The organism is Daejeonella sp. H1SJ63 (assembly GCF_029360775.1).
Lineage (GTDB): Bacteria > Bacteroidota > Bacteroidia > Sphingobacteriales > Sphingobacteriaceae > Daejeonella.
Map to the genome: position 1 here is coordinate 68028 of NZ_JARKMZ010000028.1, position 19364 is coordinate 87391.

The 19364-nt window shown below is 40.5% G+C and carries 15 protein-coding genes; 8 read left to right on the forward strand and 7 right to left on the reverse strand.

Annotated elements, in window-relative coordinates; genetic code table 11:
• Positions 1-20: 20 nt before the first annotated feature.
• Complete coding sequence (locus P2W72_RS08190; protein ID WP_276360727.1) at positions 21-1679, forward strand: L,D-transpeptidase family protein; 1659 nt, start codon at positions 21-23, stop codon at positions 1677-1679.
• A gap of 311 nt (positions 1680-1990) precedes the next feature.
• Complete coding sequence (locus P2W72_RS08195; RefSeq protein WP_276360730.1) at positions 1991-2770, forward strand: PepSY domain-containing protein; 780 nt, start codon at positions 1991-1993, stop codon at positions 2768-2770.
• A gap of 41 nt (positions 2771-2811) precedes the next feature.
• On the opposite strand, the gene P2W72_RS08200 is transcribed toward P2W72_RS08195, so the two are convergent.
• The 6 genes from P2W72_RS08200 to P2W72_RS08225 form a co-directional block, all read right to left on the reverse strand.
• Complete coding sequence (locus P2W72_RS08200; RefSeq protein ID WP_276360732.1) at positions 2812-3681, reverse strand: cbb3-type cytochrome c oxidase N-terminal domain-containing protein; 870 nt, start codon at positions 3679-3681, stop codon at positions 2812-2814.
• A gap of 4 nt (positions 3682-3685) precedes the next feature.
• Complete coding sequence (locus P2W72_RS08205) at positions 3686-3853, reverse strand: hypothetical protein (RefSeq protein WP_276360734.1); 168 nt, start codon at positions 3851-3853, stop codon at positions 3686-3688.
• A gap of 30 nt (positions 3854-3883) precedes the next feature.
• Positions 3884-6010: a cytochrome-c oxidase, cbb3-type subunit I gene (gene ccoN / locus P2W72_RS08210; protein WP_276360737.1), complete on the reverse strand. Its 2127-nt coding sequence runs from the start codon at positions 6008-6010 to the stop codon at positions 3884-3886.
• Between the two features lie 85 nt (positions 6011-6095).
• Positions 6096-6257: a cbb3-type cytochrome oxidase assembly protein CcoS gene (gene ccoS, locus P2W72_RS08215; protein ID WP_276360739.1), complete on the reverse strand. Its 162-nt coding sequence runs from the start codon at positions 6255-6257 to the stop codon at positions 6096-6098.
• On the reverse strand, positions 6254-8656 hold the full coding sequence (locus P2W72_RS08220; protein ID WP_276360741.1) for a heavy metal translocating P-type ATPase metal-binding domain-containing protein: 2403 nt from the start codon (positions 8654-8656) through the stop codon (positions 6254-6256). The genes ccoS and P2W72_RS08220 overlap by 4 nt, the downstream gene beginning before the upstream one ends.
• Positions 8657-8744: 88 nt before the next feature.
• Positions 8745-11246 carry a cation-translocating P-type ATPase gene (locus P2W72_RS08225; RefSeq protein ID WP_276360744.1) on the reverse strand — a complete coding sequence of 834 codons (2502 nt, stop codon included), beginning with the start codon at positions 11244-11246 and terminating at the stop codon, positions 8745-8747.
• 281 nt (positions 11247-11527) lie between these two features.
• On the opposite strand from P2W72_RS08225, the gene P2W72_RS08230 reads away from it, so the two are divergent.
• Both P2W72_RS08230 and P2W72_RS08235 read left to right on the forward strand, forming a co-directional pair.
• Positions 11528-12358 (forward strand): universal stress protein, encoded by an 831-nt coding sequence (locus P2W72_RS08230; RefSeq protein ID WP_276360746.1) that lies wholly within the window; start codon positions 11528-11530, stop codon positions 12356-12358.
• A 214-nt stretch (positions 12359-12572) separates the two neighbouring features.
• A complete protein-coding gene (locus P2W72_RS08235; protein WP_276360749.1) occupies positions 12573-14675 on the forward strand; it encodes a PQQ-binding-like beta-propeller repeat protein in 2103 nt (700 codons plus the stop codon).
• A 45-nt stretch (positions 14676-14720) separates the two neighbouring features.
• Here the strand turns inward: P2W72_RS08235 and P2W72_RS08240 are convergent, their stop codons facing one another.
• The gene (locus P2W72_RS08240) at positions 14721-15446 is read right to left on the reverse strand and encodes a YoaK family protein (RefSeq protein ID WP_276360752.1); all 726 of its coding nucleotides are present in this window, start codon (positions 15444-15446) and stop codon (positions 14721-14723) included.
• 438 nt (positions 15447-15884) lie between these two features.
• Here P2W72_RS08240 and P2W72_RS08245 point away from each other — a divergent pair, with 438 nt between their 5' ends.
• The 4 genes from P2W72_RS08245 to ygiD all read left to right on the forward strand — a co-directional run bounded on the left by P2W72_RS08245 (position 15885) and on the right by ygiD (position 19297).
• A complete protein-coding gene (locus P2W72_RS08245; RefSeq protein ID WP_276360754.1) occupies positions 15885-16280 on the forward strand; it encodes a GreA/GreB family elongation factor in 396 nt (131 codons plus the stop codon).
• A gap of 137 nt (positions 16281-16417) precedes the next feature.
• Positions 16418-17710: an MgtC/SapB family protein gene (locus P2W72_RS08250; protein WP_276360756.1), complete on the forward strand. Its 1293-nt coding sequence runs from the start codon at positions 16418-16420 to the stop codon at positions 17708-17710.
• 90 nt (positions 17711-17800) lie between these two features.
• Complete coding sequence (locus P2W72_RS08255; protein WP_276360758.1) at positions 17801-18376, forward strand: YbhB/YbcL family Raf kinase inhibitor-like protein; 576 nt, start codon at positions 17801-17803, stop codon at positions 18374-18376.
• A gap of 87 nt (positions 18377-18463) precedes the next feature.
• Complete coding sequence (gene ygiD / locus P2W72_RS08260; RefSeq protein ID WP_276360760.1) at positions 18464-19297, forward strand: 4,5-DOPA dioxygenase extradiol; 834 nt, start codon at positions 18464-18466, stop codon at positions 19295-19297.
• Positions 19298-19364 lie beyond the last annotated feature (67 nt).

The window sequence follows — 19364 nt, forward strand, 5'->3', positions numbered from 1 at the left end:
TTATGCTGTTGAATAACTATATGAAATTTAAATATTCCATAGGCTTGTTTTTGGGGGTTTGCCTGTTTTTGCTTCCGTTTTATGGATCGGGGCAGGAAACCCGGCAGCGTTTTTCAATTGCTGATGAGTATCAGTTGAATTTTGAACGCTATGTATGGAACGGGAGTATTGCCGGGAGCTTTAGTGACCAGTCAAAAGCAAATTTCGACAGCCTCGAAATCAATAAATTTCTTAAGAAGTACCCAGACTTCAGTAAATATGCTGAAAGCATCAGGACATTTTACAGCCATCGAAAAATGGCTTATGCATGGTTCGACAAAAGAGGCATGATTGAGCATGCATCTAATCTTGTTGAAAGAGTGATGAACCTGAAGTATGATGGAATTGCCGGTTCCCTGCCTTATTCAGCCATTCTGGATTCACTGATTTATAGTGATAAAGTGAATAAAAAAAGTTCTTCAGAAAGCAAACTGGAGCTGGAATTGATGCTCACAGCTCAGTATTTTGCTTTTGCAGATGTAGTTTGGGAAGGATTAGATCCAAAATATTCTCAGGAAGTTGACTGGTATCTTCCAAGGAAAAGACTTTCTTTTGAGCAGTATCTGGATAATATTCTGGAAAGTGGTCCCGAAAAGATCAGGGAAAACAAGGCTCCTGTGAACCGGCAATACGATGCTTTGCGTTCATATCTTAAAAAATATCGTGATCTTGAAGAAAGCGGTAATTGGACTGAAATCAAGTCGGGTAATAAGGGCTACAAACTTGGCGACAGTTCATCAAACATAGTTCTGATCAAGCAAAGACTATATCAACTGGGTGATTTGAAATCGCGTAATACAGATATCCATTTTGATGCTGATCTTGAAAATGCGGTTAAACAGTTTCAGTTACGCCATGGACTCAAAGATGACGGGGTGTTAGGTAAAGCTACTATGACGGAGCTGAATATGCCAGCCGGGCAAAGGATCAAACAGATTATAGTAAATATGGAACGCAGCAGATGGCTTCCTGAAGCTCCGAAGGGTGATTATCTTGTTGTAAATATCCCTGAATTTAAGCTTCATGTTTACAGTGCCGGCAAATCTGTATGGGATTGTAATGTAGTGGTTGGCAAATCTATTCATAAAACAGTTATTTTCAGCGGCCAGTTAAAATATATAGTATTCAGCCCTTACTGGAATGTTCCTCAAAGCATTGTGCGAAATGAATTGCTTAAAGATATGCGAAAGCACAGGAACTATCTTGAAAAGCATAATATGGAGATTACCGGATACAGAGACGGCCTGCCTGAGATCAGGCAAAAACCCGGGCCTTCAAATTCATTGGGTCTGGTAAAGTTTCTGTTTCCCAATAGTTTTAATATTTATCTTCACGATACCCCGGCAAAATCATTGTTCAATGAAACCAGCAGGGCCTTCAGCCATGGCTGTATCCGCATAAGTGAGCCTTTCAAACTTGCACAGTTCCTCCTGAGGGAAGATAAGGACTGGAATGATGCCAGAATCAATGAAGCAATGAATGCAGGCGTAGAAAAGACAATTACATTGAAGGAAAGTACTCCTGTTTTTGTTGCATATTTTACAGCCTTTGTAGATCAGGAGGGTCTGATCAACTTCAGAAAAGATATTTATGAACGTGATGATAGCCTGGCAGAAATGATGATTGCTGATAAAAAGTAGTCGTCCCTGATTGCTTTTGTGTGTTTGCCGGGTAACTATTCTTCATTTCCTTTCGTCATGTTTTCATAAACTGAAAATGGCATCCTGCCTTTGCCATTCAGAAACATCGATCATCTTCAATTGCAATGAAAAATTAAACAGCAACCATTTAGTTGTTTTAACGGCAACTCTTGCTTTGTTATGCAGTTCCTGCCAAAAATCTTGGTACAGATCATTTCTATTATGTTGAACCTCTAAATGCCAATTTGTTTTCTTAGGTTCTTCATTCTGATAATCAGAAAAATAGAGTATTTTCAGAAAAATAAGAACCTATGGCAAAGAGCTTTCACTACAGAGTCAGGAAAGTACACCGTTATCTTGGCTTAATTCTGGGTATTCAATTTATATTCTGGACTGTTGGTGGCATTTATTTCAGTTGGAGCAATATGGATGATATTCATGGCGATCTTAACAGGAATCCTGTTCCATTGATCCCTGCAGGTCAGCAATTTGTAAGTCCTTCAGAAGTTCTTCTGAAATTAAATACCGGAGCCGGTGTAGATTCTGTGAAGGATATTCGTTTGATCAATATCCTTGGAAGGGCTTTTTATCAAATTCATTATCTTCCGGGGCAGGCTTCGGGCATAAATCATGCAGGGCACTCTGATAAAATGCCTTTTAAGGTACAGCTTGCTGATGCTCTGAATGGCCAGTTACGGGGGCCGCTTAAAGAGTCGGAAGCTGTTGAGATCGCACGCTCTGCATTTAGAGGCAATGCCGGGGTGGCTGAGGTCAGGCTCCTGAATGAAACTTCTTCACATCATGAATACAGATCAAATCCATTACCGGCCTATGCGGTAAGTTTTAAGCATCCATCAGCATCAACGGTATTTGTATCAGCAGAACTGGGTACCGTACAAAAGATCAGGAATAAGAAATGGCGGATTTTTGATTTTATGTGGATGCTGCATACCATGGACTATCAGGGGAGGGATAATTTCGGAAATTTTTTACTGAGGGCTTTCTCTGTTTTTGGTCTGATTACAATTTTTTCAGGCTTTATACTCTACTATGTTAGTTCCGGAAAGAGGAAAAAAGGAGTCTCTTTATAAAAAAACGGCTTCAGAATTCTGAAGCCGTTTTTTATTGGTTTTTACATTTTTGTCCCCTGCGGTGCCTTTGGATTTGGAGGGTTAGTTCCTTTTAAAGACAGGATATAGTTAGATACATCCGAAGTTTGTTTTGGTGTCAGTGTTTTCTCCCATGCAATCATCCCTTTTTCAGGCACACCATATTTAATGGTTTTGAAGATCGCATTCACAGTCCCTCCATGCAGCCAGAATTCATCGGTCAGATTCGGGCCAACAGTACCCTCTCCCTGCTGCCCGTGACAGGCTATACAGTTCTGGGAAAATACAGCCTTACCTGCTGCTATCACTGCTCCATCAGTACTGGCTTTCACACTGTTTTCATCGATCAGGTTTCCTGCTTTTGCAAGGAATGCTGCTTTGTCAGTTTCAGCCGATTTCATTTCTATAGCATATTCCTCATCCTGCAGCGGGCTCCAGTTGAAAACATGATAATTTAGAAGGTAAACAACTGCAAATAGAATAGTACCATAGAACATGGCATTAAACCAAACAGGTGTAGGGTTGTCGAGCTCAGTGATGCCATCGAAATCATGTTCCAGCATCATGTCTTTTTCTTCAGCTATTGGCCTTAATCCTAAAAGTTTAGCCCATATTCCCGGACCGTTTTTTTCTTTAGTTTGCCATTCGCTGTATTCCAGCATCCTGGCAGGCTCATCGGATGGCAGGATACCAGGGTTTTTGATTTCCTTAGCCATAACCTGCACAGTCTTAAGAAGTGCTATAGCAACGATCAGTAACAGAATAACAATCAGGAATAATACGATTATTATTTCAGAATATAAATTACCTGAACTTCCTCCTTTTGCAGCTTCGGCAGCCCATACAGGAGATACAGCAAATAGTATTGCGAGGGTGTAAATCAAACGTTTCATAATTCTATGCTTTATCATCATTTAATGGAAGCTCACTCATATAGCTAACGTGTTTTTTATTCATTGTAAACAACATCACAGTAACCAGGATGAAAAACACCATAAATATTCCCAGCGATGTAATCAGATAGACGTCGGCGCCCAATGATTTATCTATAAATTGTTTGAACATATCTTTCGTTTTAAATAATTCTTACTGTGCTTATTGATTTCCTGCTCCACCTGCTTTGATATCAGTACCCAGACGCTGCAGATAGGCTATGATTGCGATGATCTCTTTATCGCTGCTGACTTTGATATTGTCTTTCGCCAGATTAGCAGCGATTGCATCCGCCTGCTTTTTCAGGTCATCATTGGCTTTCTGATCATAGCCTTCTTCGTACGGAACTCCAAGAGTGCGCATGGCATTGATCTTTGAAGGGGTAGTTGAAATATCAAGTGTCTGATCAATAAGCCATGGATATGGAGGCATGATACTTCCCGGAGACATGGTAGTTGGATCCATTAAGTGGTTAAACTGCCATGCATTGGAGTACTTACCACCCTCACGGTGCAGATCCGGGCCGGTACGTTTAGATCCCCACAGGAATGGGTGATCATAAACAAACTCTCCGGCTTTACTGTACTCGCCATAGCGTTCGGTTTCTGAACGGAATGGTCTGACCATTTGAGAGTGACAGTTGACACAACCCTCGCGGATATAAAGATCCCTGCCCTGTAATTCAAGAGGAGTATATGGTTTTACACTTGCAATAGTCGGGATATTGGATGAAATCATAAATGTTGGCATCATTTCAACCATTCCTCCAATGAGGATAACAATCAATGAAAGTATAAGGAAGGCCATTGGTTTGCGCTCCAGTGAACGGTGCCAGGTGTTTTCTGAAGAACCGGGAACAAATGCAGGGGCTAATGCCATTGCTTCTGCCGGCTCATCTTCAACTAATGACCCGCTTGCTGCTGTTTTGATCAGGTTATAGGCCATAACAATTACACCAACAAAGTATAATGTACCGCCAATAGCTCTGAACATATGCATTGGTAATAACTGCAGGGTGGTTTCCAGGAAGTTAGGATACCTTAGCATACCGTCAGGTGTGAATTCTTTCCACATTAAACCCTGAGTAAACCCTGACAGATACATAGGTATGGCATAGAAAAGAATACCTAAAGTACCTATCCAGAAGTGGAATGCAAGCAGCTTCTTGGAGAAGATCTCGGTTTTGTATATTCTTGGAATCAGCCAGTACAGAATTGCAAAGGTTAAGAAACCATTCCAGCCAAGTGCACCTACGTGTACGTGTGCTACTATCCAGTCGGTAAAGTGAGCAATTGCATTAACCTGCTTTAAAGAAAGCATAGGGCCTTCGAATGTAGCCATACCATAAGAGGTAATACCTACAACCATAAATTTCAGAATAGTATCTTCACGAACCTTATCCCATGCACCTCTCAGGGTTAATAATCCATTGATCATACCACCCCAGCTTGGTGCGATAAGCATGATAGAAAATGCTACACCTAAAGATTGTGCCCATCCCGGAAGGGAAGAATATAGAAGGTGGTGAGGACCTGCCCAGATATAAATAAAGATCAGCGACCAGAAGTGAAGTATACTCAATTTATAAGAGTAAACCGGACGTTGAGCCATTTTAGGAAGGAAGTAATACATCATTCCCAGATATGGGGTTGTCAGGAAGAATGCAACTGCATTATGCCCATACCACCATTGCACAAGCGCATCCTGAACACCGGCATATAAATAATAGCTCTTAAATGCTGAAATAGGAAGCTGGAAAGAGTTAACAATATGCAGAACAGCTACAGTTACGAATGTGGCGATGTAGAACCAGATGGCTACATACATATGACGTTCACGTCGCTTAATGATTGTTCCGAACATGTTAATACCAAATACAACCCAAATCAGGGTGATGGCTATATCAATAGGCCATTCAAGTTCGGCATACTCATGCGATGTGGTTAAACCCAAAGGAAGTGTTAAAGCCGCCGACACGATGATTAGCTGCCATCCCCAGAAATGTATCTTACTGAGAAGATCACTAAACATTCGTGCTTTTAAAAGCCTTTGAAGGGAGTAATACACACCCATGAAGATTCCGTTTCCAACAAATGCAAAAATTACTGCATTGGTATGCAAAGGACGGATGCGGCCAAAAGTGGTATACTGGTTACCCAGATTCATCTCCGGTTTGAAGAGTTGCATTGCTACCAACAGACCGACAAGCATTCCGACAATCCCCCAAACCACGGTGGCTATTGCGAAATTCCTTACAATTTTGTTGTCATAATTGAATTTTTCAAGCATACTGTACGTTTTTATTTATGGTGTAAATCTAATTTTGTTCCTGTGACAATGATGTGACATATCTTATTCAAAAAGCTGATCTTCGTCACTTTTCATGTTTTTCCGGAAGATCATCATCAAATAATATTCTGACTCCCGGGGTATAGGTATCATCATTCTGACCATTTTTCATTGCCCAGAAAAAGGCCATTAAAAAGATCAGAGCCAGCAGCACACTGCAGCCAATAAGAAAATATAAGATATTCATATCAATTTGTTTTTTCTTGCAAACAAATGGGTTGCAATACTGGTAAATGAAATTATTGTAACCGTACTCAATGGCATCAGTATCGCTGCAAAAAGAGGCGATAATAATCCCTGAACTGCAAAATATAAACCTACTACATTATAAGTCAGTGAAATGCCGAAGCTCATGTGTATAACCTTTACTGCATCTTTTGCCTGATGGATAAATTGAGGAAGTTTTTCAAATCCGGCGCCGTCCAGAATTGCGTCGCAACCCGGCGAAAAATTATTGATATTGTCTGTTACAGCAATTCCAAGATCACTTTGTTTTAATGCCCCTGCATCGTTCAGGCCATCTCCAAGCATCATAACTTTATTTTTATCCTGCTGAAGCTTCTGAATATAATCCAGTTTATTCTGAGGGCTTTGTTTGAAATGCATATTTTCCTCCCATGGGAATGAAGGGATAAGAAACTCCTTTTCGCTGTCCTGATCGCCGGATAATAAATGCATATTTAATTTAGCTCCAAGAGTTGCGAAAAGTTCTTTTAATCCATTACGCCATTTTTGTCTGAAACTGAAATATCCGGCATAATGATCAGCAATTTGTATATAAACCGTTCCGGTATCTTTTTTCTCAGATTTTATATTCAAAAATGAAGCACTTCCGATTTTTACCAGCTTATTGTTTACCATTCCCTGGATTCCTTTACCCGGAATTTCCTGATACTCTGAAACAGGGAAGTATTCACTGATCTTCATCCACTTTACGAGTTCACGGCTGAGCGGATGTCCTGAATTTCTTGCAACGGAGCTGATCAGGCATTGATCTTCATAACTCAGATCGCCTTCAAAGCTGATTCTGAAGCCCTCAGGTGCTGTAATAGTACCGGTTTTATCAAAAACCAGTGTATTGATACGGGCTAATTGCTCAACTACTGCCGTGTTCTTCAGATAAAATTTGTTCTTGTCGAAAATGCTCAGCACTGCCGAAAGGGTAAATGGCGAGCTAAGGGCAAGTGCACAGGGGCAGGCAATGATTAGCACAGCAGTGAACGACTGCCAGGCTTTAGCCGTGTCAGAGAACATCCAGTATCCTGCAGAACCAAATGCAACGATCAGCAGTACAATACTGAAATAGCGGCTGACAGTATCACTGAATGTGTCAATTTTCTTTTTCTTTTTCTTTTCAAAAGCCTCATTATTCCATAGGCTTGTCAGGTAGCTTTGCGATACAGGTTTAATTACCTCAAGCTCTATGGCCTGATTAATCTGACGGCCGCCGGCATAGACCACCTCGCCAAGTACTTTTTGAACCGGCGCCGACTCTCCGGTCACAAAGCTGAAATCAATCACTGCATCGCCCTTCATCAGAATGGTATCTGCAGGAATAACTTCATTATTCCTGATCAGAATACGGTCGCCAACCTTTAATTCATCCATAGGAATTGGCTTTTCACCCTCTTCATTAATCAGAGTTACGGCAACCGGAAAATAAGAACGGTAATCGCGTTCAAATGAAAGGTGATGATAAGTACGCTGCTGAACCCATTTGCCGATTAGAAGAAAGAATACCAGTCCGCAAAGGGTGTCTACAAAACCGGCGCCTGTTCCACTAACAATCTCATAAAGCGATCTGATGAACATGATGGCAATACCCAATGACAGAGGGAAATCCAGATTTAATACTTTATTTCTGAGATTTTTCCATGCAGAAATGAAATAGTCGCGTCCGCTGTAAATAACAACAGGTAGTGCAAAAACAAGATTCAGCCAGCCAAAGAATGATTTGAACTGTTGTTCAAATGTTGCAAGACCAAAATATTCAGGGAAGCTCAGGAGCATCACATTCCCAAAACAAAATCCGGCTACAGCAATTTTTTTTATCAGATCACGGTCAGAGACTTTGTTTTGTTCTTTAACCACATCCTGTAAGCTGATTAAAGGTTCGTAACCGATAGAGCTTAGCATAATGACCAGCTCGCGCAGCGACATCTCTTTATTTTTGAACGTAATAACAACCTGTTTTTTAAGGAAGTCTATTCTTGAATTTACGATTGAAGCGTTGATTTTATAGAGATGCTCAAGCAGCCAGAGGCATGAGCTGCAATGAATGGCAGGAATATAAAGGGTAATGATACTAATTGAATCATCGGCATAATCCAGCAGCGAAGCGGCAATCTTTGGTTCGTCAAGATAATCGTAATGGGAACTTGCTTCATCCTGGGTTTTTCCAGGGGTATTGTTGTAAGCGTAATAATTACAAAGTTGATTTTCGGAAAGAATCTTATAAACACTCTGACATCCTATACAGCAGAAGTTTTTATCTTCAAAGTGATACTGCTCTTCATCGCATTCATTGCCGCAGTGATAACACAGGGTTAATGCATCAGGTTCGGCTTGGGTACTTAGGTTATTCATGCTTCCAAAAATGAGAGCTAAGTCATTCTTTCGAAATGACTGTTGTTATTAAATCCTGTGATCCCTGTCACTAAATCGCCGGAAGGAGCTAAACCCTTAATACAGTCCTTCTTTTTATAAATTTAAATAATTCTATCCAGATTACACCAGCAAATGCTGCCATTAAACAATAAAATAATTCGTCCAATGGCAGATGTACAAACTGAAATATCGTTTGAAGCGGAGTATAGTAAATCGATAGCAATAAAATCAAAATGGAGACTCCAAGTATCAGTGGAATGAGCTTGTTTTTATAGCTTATAGTTTTGAGCACAGAATAGTAAAAAGACCGGTTACTCAGTGTCAGAAACACATTGCTTAAAATCAGTGTGGTATAAATTATAGTCCTGACTTCTTCGATACTGTGATTGCTCTGCATATAATAATAACCCATCCACAAACAGCTTGCGGTAATCATTAAACCCTGAATGATGCTGAGTGATAACTCATTAATTGAAAAGAAAGTAGTACTCAGTTTTCTTGGAGGTTTATTCATAGAATTGGCTTCGATAGGTTCATTTTCAAAAATAATGGAGCATGTTGGTCCCATAATCAGCTCCAGGAAAATGACATGGACAGGGGAAAAAATATTGGTGTATTTCCAGAACAGTAGCAAAGGGATTGTAACGATTAATATGATCGGAATATGTATTGATATAATGTATTGAATTGCTTTTTTCAGATTTTCATAAATCCGTCGGCCAATGGCTATTGCTTCTACCATGTGCGAAAGGTCATCATCTATCAGAATCAGAGAAGATGCCTGCCGGGCAACTTCAGAACCCCGCTTTCCCATTGCAATCCCGATATGGGAAGATTTCAGGGCAAGACTGTCGTTTACCCCGTCGCCGGTCATGGCAACTACATGCCCCTTTTGTTTCAGGATATTGATAATTCTGAGCTTGGCTTCCGGGAACATCCTTGTAAATATATTAACATGCTCTGTTGCCTCTAACAGATCTTCATCGCTCATCTGAATCAGCTGTTTACCGTCCAGACATTTGTCACCGGTTCTGAAACCACATTGCCTTGCAATTGCCGAAGTGGTGAGGTCATTATCTCCGGTGATGATTTTTACGGATATGCCTGCGTCATAGAATTTTTTGAAAACTTCTTCAATATTGTGCTTTGGAGGGTCATAAAACGCAATTAATCCTAAAAATATAAATGAAAAATCCTGTTGTTTTTCAGGAAATGAGTCATCATCAAATTCAGCTTTTGCAACTGCGAGTACTCTGAAACCATTCCCGGCAAATTCACGAATATGATGATGGATAAGTTCCAGATCTTCCCGGCTCACTTTTGAAACAGCAAGAAGGGCCTCAGGTGCACCTTTGGCTGCAATGATTCTTTTCCCCGCACTGTTCTGAAAAATATGGGTCATCATTGGAGGCTGTCCGTCAAGCGGATACTCGTGAATCATCTTAAAATCCGGTCTCTCATCCAAAGATGTCTGCCTTCCATACGTTTCATGAAGAGCTATCTCCATCGGGTCGAAAGGCACGGGTTCACTCGCCCACATTCCATAAGATGTAACTTCATTCAGCCGGGTTTGATCTTTGATATCCTGAGCAATGAAAGTTTGTCTGTTTTTCAAATCAAAGATGGAGGCAAGCTCCATTTTGTTTTCAGTAATTGTACCGGTTTTATCAATACATATTACTGTTGCGGCACCAAGCGTTTCAACGGTGTTCAGGCCTTTCACTAAAATGCCCGTTTTGCTTAATTTCCATGCTCCAAGCGCCATAAATGTGGTGAAGGCAACCGGGATTTCTTCAGGAAGAATAGACATTGCCAGGGTAAGTGCACTCAGCAGACTGTTAAGGAATTCATGGGTCTGATAATAATTGATTCCCAGAACCAGCAAAAAACATATTAGCCCCACCAATGTCATCTTCTTAACAAAGTTTAGGATCTGGAGGTATAATGGGGCTTTTTCTGTTTTGATGTCTTTGGCAAGTTCAGCAAGTTTGGCTGCCCTGCTTTCTGAACCCGTTGCTGTTACTCTGTAAACCGCCAGTCCCGAAACCGCAAGGGTGCCCTGAAAAACAATGTTTTGCCCTTCTCTTGTACTTTTGCTGACTGAAAATGACTCTCCGGTCAGGACAGATTCATTCACTGCAAAATCATTACAATGAATAATAATTCCGTCTGCCGCAAGTATTGAACCTTCTTCAGAGATCAGAAGATCGTCGTTTACTATGTCTTCAGAGTTAATTTCCCAGACCCCTCCATCACGAATGACCTTTGTTTTTGAAGCAGTCAAAACTTCAAGTAAGGATAATGCTTTACGGCTTCTATACGTTTGAAAGAAGGAAATGGCAGATACCAGGGTAACCGCTGATAATAAAAATATTGCTTCAGAAACCTCGCCCAGCAGAAAATAAACTACTGAAGAAACAATGAGCAGAATAAATATGGGCTCCAGTACTGTTTCTTTTAAAATAATTGCAAACTCACTTTGCTGAGCACCTGATTTTTCTTTGCTGATTTTGCGTAATTCAGCCTCATCGCTGCTTAAACCAGAAAATGGAAATGGATTTGCTGACACTGAAAATAATTAATTGTTTGGTTCTGATGATTGGTTAAAATAATGAATTTCAAGCGATATCACTATTTAAAAATGTTGTCTTTTGTAAATTTCTGTTCATGCTTAATTATTTTCAAAAAATAAAGGGCAGTAAAATTATTGAGATGATGATATTATCTGATACAGATCACATTCCTCTGTTCCCAAAATCGTAACTTAGATTTTCATAATGATTAAACTGAGCAGTATTCTGATAATTGTTTGAAATAATTTTACGAATACGCCTTATACACTAATAGTATATGAAAAAGATCCTCGTTACCACTGATTTTTCGGCAAATTCTAAAGCCGGTATCCGATTTGCGGTTCAGATGTCTGAACAGGAAAACTGCGAATTGACTTTTTTTCATTCCTGCCATATTGTGCAGTCTGCAACAGCTGAGCATAAGTCCTTCAGCAGCTTTGAGAAGAGTGAGATACTGAAGTTCAGGAATAAGCTGGAACAGTTTGTGAATAGCGTCTATAAATCAATGAATGTAGCCCCGGGAAAAATTCATTATGCAATCAGCAGTTCCTTTATTACTGACAGTAATATTATGAAATATGCTGATGATCATGAATTTGATTTTATATGTATCAGCAGGAGTGGTAGCGGTAAGGCAAAGAAGCTTTTTGGTACCAATACTTCAAACCTGATTATGCATTCCAAAGTGCCTGTCATTGCTGTCCCTTCCACATACAGAAGAAAAAAAATCAGTTCAGTTTTGTATGCATCTGATCTTGCCAACCTGAATGCTGAAATAAAAACTGTTCTTGCTTTTTCAAAACCACTGGGGGGGCGGGCAGAATTGCTGCACTTTAATTATCCTTCTGATTTTCAGAATAACACTAATATTATCGAAGAGGCTATAGGCAAGTATTCGAAAGAACATATTACTTACAGGCTGGAGAATATCGATATTTCAATGAATCTGGTAGCAAATATGAAGCAGGTCATAAGTAAGATTAAACCATCTGTGCTGGTTATGTTTACTAATCAGCATCAGAATTTTTTTGAGAAACTGTTTCTTTCAAGCAGTACTGCCGATTATTCTATGGAGAGCTCTGTACCCCTGCTGGTATTCCGGAAATAAGAACTGAAACAGGTTTTTGTTTATAATTTTATGGATGAACATGGGATTTTATTGTTCAAACTGTTATTTTTTATAATTTGTTCGAAATAAGCTTTTATTAAGGATGAAACCATCATGATTTTGCCAAAACCCGCAGGGGTATGATTATTAAATAATGATCGCCCTGCCTACCGGCAGGTAGGTTCATCACCTTTAAAAAACAAAAAATAAACGGATGAAAAAATTTCTGTATATCTTCAGTGTTCTGGCAAGTTTGAGCTTGTTGTTTTTTAGTTTCAGCGGCTATTTTTATGTACAGAATGACTGGCCTGAATATCTTGGTGGCGGCGACAGGAATCACTATTCACCTTTGAACCAGATCAACATTTCAAATGTGACCAGGCTCGAACCTGTATGGGAGTATCATTCCGGAGATTCAGGTCAGGTCCAGTGCAATCCGATTATTGTTGGCAGTCAGTTGTATGGTGTAACCGCTTCGAATAAATTATTTTCGGTAGATGCTGCCACTGGAAAGGAATTATGGCGTTTTAGTCCTGAAAGTACCGGTCCGTCTAATGTAAACAGGGGAGTTGCTTTTTGGTCTAAAGGAGCTGAGCAGCGTATTATGTATGCTTTTCAGACCTGGCTTTATGCCATAAATCCTAAAACAGGCAAACCCATTTTAAATTTCGGACAGGGCGGAAGAGTAAGTCTGAAAAGCGGACTTGGTGAATCTTCTGCCAATAAATTCGTTTCTTCAACAAGTCCCGGGACCATTTTTGAGGACCTGATTATCATGCCTTTGAGGCTTGGTGAAGGCACTGGCTCTGCCCCGGGATACATTCAGGCTTTTAATGTTCGCACCGGCAAGCTGGTTTGGGTATTTAAAACAATACCTCACCCGGGCGAAAGCGGATATAATACATGGCCTGCTGATGCCTACAAAAATCCATCAATTGGAGCGGCAAATAGCTGGGCCGGCATGGCGGTAGACAGGAAAAGGGGGATTATATATGTTCCAACCGGTTCTGCTTCCTTTGATTTTTACGGTGGAAACCGTAAAGGTGAAAATCTTTATGCTAATTCTTTAATTGCCCTGAATGCAAGAACAGGAGCATATATCTGGCATTTTCAGATGGTTCATCATGATATATGGGACAGGGATCTTCCGGCTACCCCTAATCTTCTGACTGTTAAAAGAGATGGTAAGATGATTGATGCGGTAGCACAGGTTACCAAATCAGGTCATGTTTTTGTTTTTGACAGGGTAAATGGAAAACCTCTGTTTCCTATTGATGAAATGCCATTCCCAAAATCTAATCTGCCTGGCGAAGAGACCTGGCCAACACAACCTGTGCCCAGATTACCTAAGCCCTTTGCAAGACAATCTATTACAGAAGATGAGATATCTCATTTTTCTGAGAAACGTGATTCCTTATTAAGCATTTACAGAAATGCGAATAAGGGTCCTTTTCATCCTCTTGATTTCAATCAGACAATCATTTTTCCAGGTCCCGATGGTGGAGCTGAGTGGGGTGGTGCTGCAGTTGATAAAGAGGGGATTATGTACGTAAATGCAAATGAAATGGCCTGGCTTTTCAGCCTGAGCAAGAAAAGCGCTTCTACTGGTGCCCAGTCAGGTAATCCGGGAAAGGAACTCTACCTTAATTATTGCCAGACCTGTCATAAAGCAGATTTTTCAGGAATTCCGCAAAGCGGATATCCTGCACTTTTTGGGATCAGAGAGAAGCTCGGCAGAACGGTTACTTTAGGACTGATTACTAATGGAAGGGGGATGATGCCCGGATTTAGTCAGATATCTGCTGCCGAAAAACAGGCAATCATTTCCTACATTTTTGGTGAAGATAAGGATGATGAGGTAGTGAGTGCAAAAGATGAGTTTCCTGATGTGCCTTACCGGTTCAACGGATACAATAAATTTCTGGATGAAAAGGGATATCCGGCAATTACACCACCATGGGGGACTTTGACAGCCATTGATTTGAACAGCGGAGAACATCTATGGAGAATTCCGCTGGGCGAATTTAAAGAACTGAGCAAAAAGGGTATTCCGCAAACAGGGACTGAGAATTACGGAGGCCCCTTGGTTACAGCCGGCGGATTGGTGTTCATTGCAGCAACTAAGGATAATATGTTCAGGGCCTTTGATAAAAAGACAGGGAGAAAGGTATGGGAGTATCCATTGCCAGCTTCAGGATTCGCAAGCCCGTCAACTTATCAGATTAATGGCAAACAATATATTGTTATTGCCTGCGGAGGAACCAAGCTCGGAACAAACCGGGGAGACAGCTATGTTGCTTTTGCTTTGGGGAGATAGTTGGAGAACTTATGAGATCGCAAGGGATAGTTTACGTCCCTGCTATTATCGGAGTTTTCTTTTCAGGTAGTAAAACCGGTAGCGGATATTATCGTATATCAGAGCCATGATCAGGCAGACAGATGCAATCAGTAGTGCCTGCATATTAAGTATTCCAAAGGCGAAACCACCGATAATACACCCTGAAAAGAAAAACACGATGATCACCATTCTTAAACGAATACTTTTAATCAGTTTCGTTCTTTCATCCTCCTGCCTGTAAAAAAATAACTGGGAAAGCTCAATTCCCAGATCTGTGAATAAGCCTGTAAGATGTGTTGTTCTCACCGTCGAGCTCGAAATTGTTGTTACCAATGCATTTTGCATTCCCATTGCAAACAACAGTGAGTATGCAATAAAATGGGGGTTCCATCCGTACGAAAGCCAGGAGTATCCGTAAAGGCCAATCAGTGTTAATATAAATATTTCAATGCCCATTGGAAAGCTGTGTGCAATCAGAGGATTCTTTTTTGAATTTAATTCGATCAGAAGATTAGAAATGAATGCTCCAAATAAAAATGCAAGAATATAAACCAGAAAGATCAGTGAGTTGAGATACCTGTCATTGACAATCTCTTCTGCAAAGAAGGCAAAATGGCCCGTTACATTGGTCGTAAGAGTCTGAATTGAAAGTACTCCGATGATATTAACTATGCCTGCAGTTAATGAAAGTATTGCTGCCAGACGTCTGTTATGATGAAAGGTTCTGCCTTTGCCCTTATGGCGAAACATAGAGGTTTTTTGTTAAAAATACGATATTTTCCCGACTATTAAATAGATTATCCTTCTGACCGGAGTTTTCTTTCAATAAGTTTAAAACCTATCTTTGTATCAATAGTTTATTCGAACTATATAAAATGATGAAACGGTACAGATCAGATTATACAGATACATTATTGTGTTTTGCCTCAGAATTGATGGCGATACATAAGCTATGTGCTGATCAGTGTCGTTTAATCTCTCCGTCAGGATATTCATTCCGGATCAGTAGTAAGGACTTTATTCAGTAAGCCCCGGACTTATATGTTTGGGGCCATTTGCGGTCATTTTTTCTATTTCATTTAATCATCCTGCCTGAATTGGGACACGGCAATAGCTGATTGCATTTTTGTATCAGCAATTGTCTGTTTTGCCATGGTATCAGGTCTAAATAATTAAAAATTCAATACGATGAAACTTGCACAATTGATTCTTTTAAAAAGCGATTTCGAACTGCTTAAAACTCATCTTAAGCTCAGTACAACTCTATCTGAGTTCAATAAGAAAAAACTCAGCATTGAGTTAAAAACAGCCAGAGTTCTTAAACCTGAAGATATGCCTGATGATGTAGTATCTGAAAATTCAAAAGTTCAGATAGAAGATATCCAAAGCGGACAGGTCTATATTTTTGATTTGGTGGCACCTAAACATGCAGATATGAAGCAAAATAAACTTTCATTGCTTTCACCGATAGGGGTGGCCCTGCTGGGATACAGACCGGGTGTTGAAGTAGATTGGGAAATGCCGGTCGGATTACGTACTTTCAGAATTGTATCCGTTCAACGATTTATGATGCAGCATGGTTGAGAAGGCTTTTGTTTAAGTTGCAGGTAATAAATTATAGGTTTTTAAGCTTAATACGTTTTGTAACCGTTTGCCCGGATAACAGTTAACAGATTACAGGCAACAGATAAATCTTATCTTTACTTAAAATTATCTCCTGAATGGATATTCAGACTTCCCAACTTTCTGATTTTAGTCCGGATCAGCTGATCGGCCTGGCAATTAGTATTGGTATTGGTTTTCTAATAGGGATGGAGCGTCAGTTTTCTAAAGAGGCTGTTGAACATCAGGAACAGTTTGCCGGTATCCGAACCTTTACCATGGTTTCCATGTTCGGTTTTATTGCTGCATCGGTGGCACAGGTAATGGGGGCATGGATATTTGGACTAACTCTGGGATGTGTTTTTGCCTTTGTGATCATTTCTTATTTACGCCTGTCAAAAACTCCGGGGAACTCTGGTGCTACATCAGAATTTGCTCTGGTGATTACCTTTGTTTTGGGAGGAATGGTCTTCATCGAAATGATATTGCTGGCTCTGATCATTATGGTGGTCATGCTTCTCTTACTGACTTTTAAGCCTACATTACATTTGTTTGTAGAGAAGCTGAAACGGCAGGAGTTGCTGGCAATTATTTTGTTCGTGGTGATGTCGGCATTGGTTATTCCCTTTCTTCCGTCGTTTAATTTCGGACCCTATAAACTATGGAATCTCAAAGAAATATGGAAAATGGTGGTTCTGGTTACAGGCACCAGCCTGATTGGGTATATGATCGCAAAATTTATGGGACACCGCGGGACATTACTTGCAGGGGTTGTTGGCGGACTGGTTTCCAGTACATCTATGTCATTAACCTTCTCCCGTAAAAGTACAGAGAGCAAATCAGCTGATATCTCTTTTTACTATGCGATGGGTGTGATCAGCGCCTGTACCATCATGTTCCCACGGGTACTTTTTGAGGTTTATGTTGTCAATGCTGAACTTGCCCTTCAGTTATGGATTCCCATTGCATTGATTTCATTAGCTGGATTCGGCTCGGCTGTATTAATCTTCAAACTACATAAAGGAAGCCCCGGGCATAATGGGATCACTCTTAAAAATCCTCTCGATCTTGTTACAGCTATCAAATTTGCACTGTTGTATGCTGCGGTGCAGTGGCTGGTAAAGTATAGCGGGGAACAATTTGGCAACAGTGGTACTTATATCGCAGGAGCAATTTCAGGCATTACAGATGTGGATGCTATTACCTTATCCATGGCAAAAATGTCGAAAGCAGGAGGTAATTCTGTACTTGCAATAAACACCATTCTGATTGCAACCTTGTCAAATACCCTGGTTAAATTTATGATTGTTATTGGCGTAGGAAGTGCCGTTTTGAGGAAAACTGTATTCTGGGGTTTTCTGGCAATGTTCTTAACCGGACTGTCTTATTTTCTGATTTTTTCTATTTTCTGATCCTTTCTCAATCAATCATTTATTTTACAGTCGCACTGAATGGAATTGACCGGCAGAATTATTAATTTGCCTTTCAATAAATCTATAGATATGAAAAGAATAAGCCTGATCGTTGCATTATTGTGCAATCTGGTGTTTTTTGCCAATGCTCAAACACCACCTATGACTCTTACTACAAATGCTTTTGAAGATGGGTCAATCATTCCAATAAAATTTAGTCAGGCAGCGCCGGGGGCTGCTCCCGGAGAAGGAACATCTCCTGCTTTGAGCTGGGGGAATGTACCTGCAGGAACCAAAAGCCTTCTTCTGCACATGCATGATCTTGATTTTGTAAGAAACAAGACTATCGACGATCAGGTACACTGGTTGGTTTGGAATATTCCTGCCAATGCAACCGGCTTGCCTGAAGGCCTTCAGAGAGGTGCAAAACTTCCGGATGGAAGTTATCAGATCAGTGTTACAGGGCCTGTTTATCGTGGCCCCGGAGCTGCTGCAAATGGCCCTTTGCACCATTATATGTTTGAAATTCTTGCATTGGACATTATTCTTGATTTTCCTGCAGTAAATAATGATCCATTTGAAACCAGAGCTAAAGTAATGCAGGCTATTCAGGGGCATATTCTTGGTAAAGCGGTGTATGGCGGACGTTTTAAAAGACCTCAATAAACTTGATATAAGTCAATACATTTTTTAACCTGAATCAATAGCACCGGGCAACTCCCGGTGCTATCTTTGTTTTAAAGGAATCAGGTTATGAACAGCATCAGCGAATTCAACAGGTTTACCGGCGAATTAAAGGAAGACGGTTATTTAATGCCGGTACTTTTTGTCGGTCACGGATCACCCATGAACGGTATTGAGGATAATGAGTTCTCACGCCGCTGGGCGCAGACTGCACATGAAATTCCCCGTCCAAAGGCGGTTCTGGTAGTTTCAGCCCATTGGCTCAGTAATGGTACGCGGATTACAGCTATGGATTTTCCCCGGACTATTCATGACTTCGGTGGCTTCCCTCAGGCATTATTTGATGTTCAGTATCCGGCTCCGGGTAGTGTAGAGGTTGCTAATGAAACCGCCGCTCTCCTGAATAATATTCATGCAGAGCTTGACCATGACTGGGGACTTGATCATGGTGCCTGGACTGTAGTCCGTAACATGTATCCCGATGCAGATATTCCCGTGCTGCAGTTAAGTATTGATTATAATAAAGGTCCCCAATACCACTATGATCTTGCCAAACAGCTGTATAATCTACGGAAAAAGGGTATTCTGATTATTGGCAGCGGTAATATGGTACATAACCTGCGCATGGTAGCATGGAATAAACTGAATGAACCTGAATACGGTTATGACTGGGCTCATGATCTGAATGATAAGTTCAAAGCTCTGATCTCATCCGGAAACCATCATGATCTGATCAATTTCAGCAGGATCAGTCCGAATATCAATTTAGCTATTCCAACATCAGAACATTATCTCCCATTGATTTATACTCTGGGGCTTCAGTCGGATAAAGATGAACTTTCTTTCTTTAATGATAAAGCTGTAGGAGGTTCATTGACTATGACCTCAGTGAAATTCGGATAAATACTTTATGCTGTTTATAGGCTGTTAAAACCCAGAAGTTTAGTGCAGGGTACTCTTCCGGACAGAT

Bases quoted from the DNA above. Each gene is read 5' to 3' on its own strand.
- P2W72_RS08205 (WP_276360734.1), bottom strand. From the start codon at position 3,853: ATGTTCAAACAATTTATAGATAAATCATTGGGCGCCGACGTCTATCTG.
- P2W72_RS08250 (WP_276360756.1), top strand. From the start codon at position 16,418: ATGGATATTCAGACTTCCCAACTTTCTGATTTTAGTCCGGATCAGCTG.
- ygiD (WP_276360760.1), top strand. From the start codon at position 18,464: ATGAACAGCATCAGCGAATTCAACAGGTTTACCGGCGAATTAAAGGAA.
- ccoN (WP_276360737.1), bottom strand. From the start codon at position 6,010: ATGCTTGAAAAATTCAATTATGACAACAAAATTGTAAGGAATTTCGCA.
- P2W72_RS08195 (WP_276360730.1), top strand. From the start codon at position 1,991: ATGGCAAAGAGCTTTCACTACAGAGTCAGGAAAGTACACCGTTATCTT.
- P2W72_RS08240 (WP_276360752.1), bottom strand. From the start codon at position 15,446: ATGTTTCGCCATAAGGGCAAAGGCAGAACCTTTCATCATAACAGACGT.
- P2W72_RS08235 (WP_276360749.1), top strand. From the start codon at position 12,573: ATGAAAAAATTTCTGTATATCTTCAGTGTTCTGGCAAGTTTGAGCTTG.
- P2W72_RS08245 (WP_276360754.1), top strand. From the start codon at position 15,885: ATGAAACTTGCACAATTGATTCTTTTAAAAAGCGATTTCGAACTGCTT.
- P2W72_RS08255 (WP_276360758.1), top strand. From the start codon at position 17,801: ATGAAAAGAATAAGCCTGATCGTTGCATTATTGTGCAATCTGGTGTTT.
- P2W72_RS08200 (WP_276360732.1), bottom strand. From the start codon at position 3,681: ATGAAACGTTTGATTTACACCCTCGCAATACTATTTGCTGTATCTCCT.
- ccoS (WP_276360739.1), bottom strand. From the start codon at position 6,257: ATGAATATCTTATATTTTCTTATTGGCTGCAGTGTGCTGCTGGCTCTG.
- P2W72_RS08190 (WP_276360727.1), top strand. From the start codon at position 21: ATGAAATTTAAATATTCCATAGGCTTGTTTTTGGGGGTTTGCCTGTTT.
- P2W72_RS08230 (WP_276360746.1), top strand. From the start codon at position 11,528: ATGAAAAAGATCCTCGTTACCACTGATTTTTCGGCAAATTCTAAAGCC.
- P2W72_RS08220 (WP_276360741.1), bottom strand. From the start codon at position 8,656: ATGAATAACCTAAGTACCCAAGCCGAACCTGATGCATTAACCCTGTGT.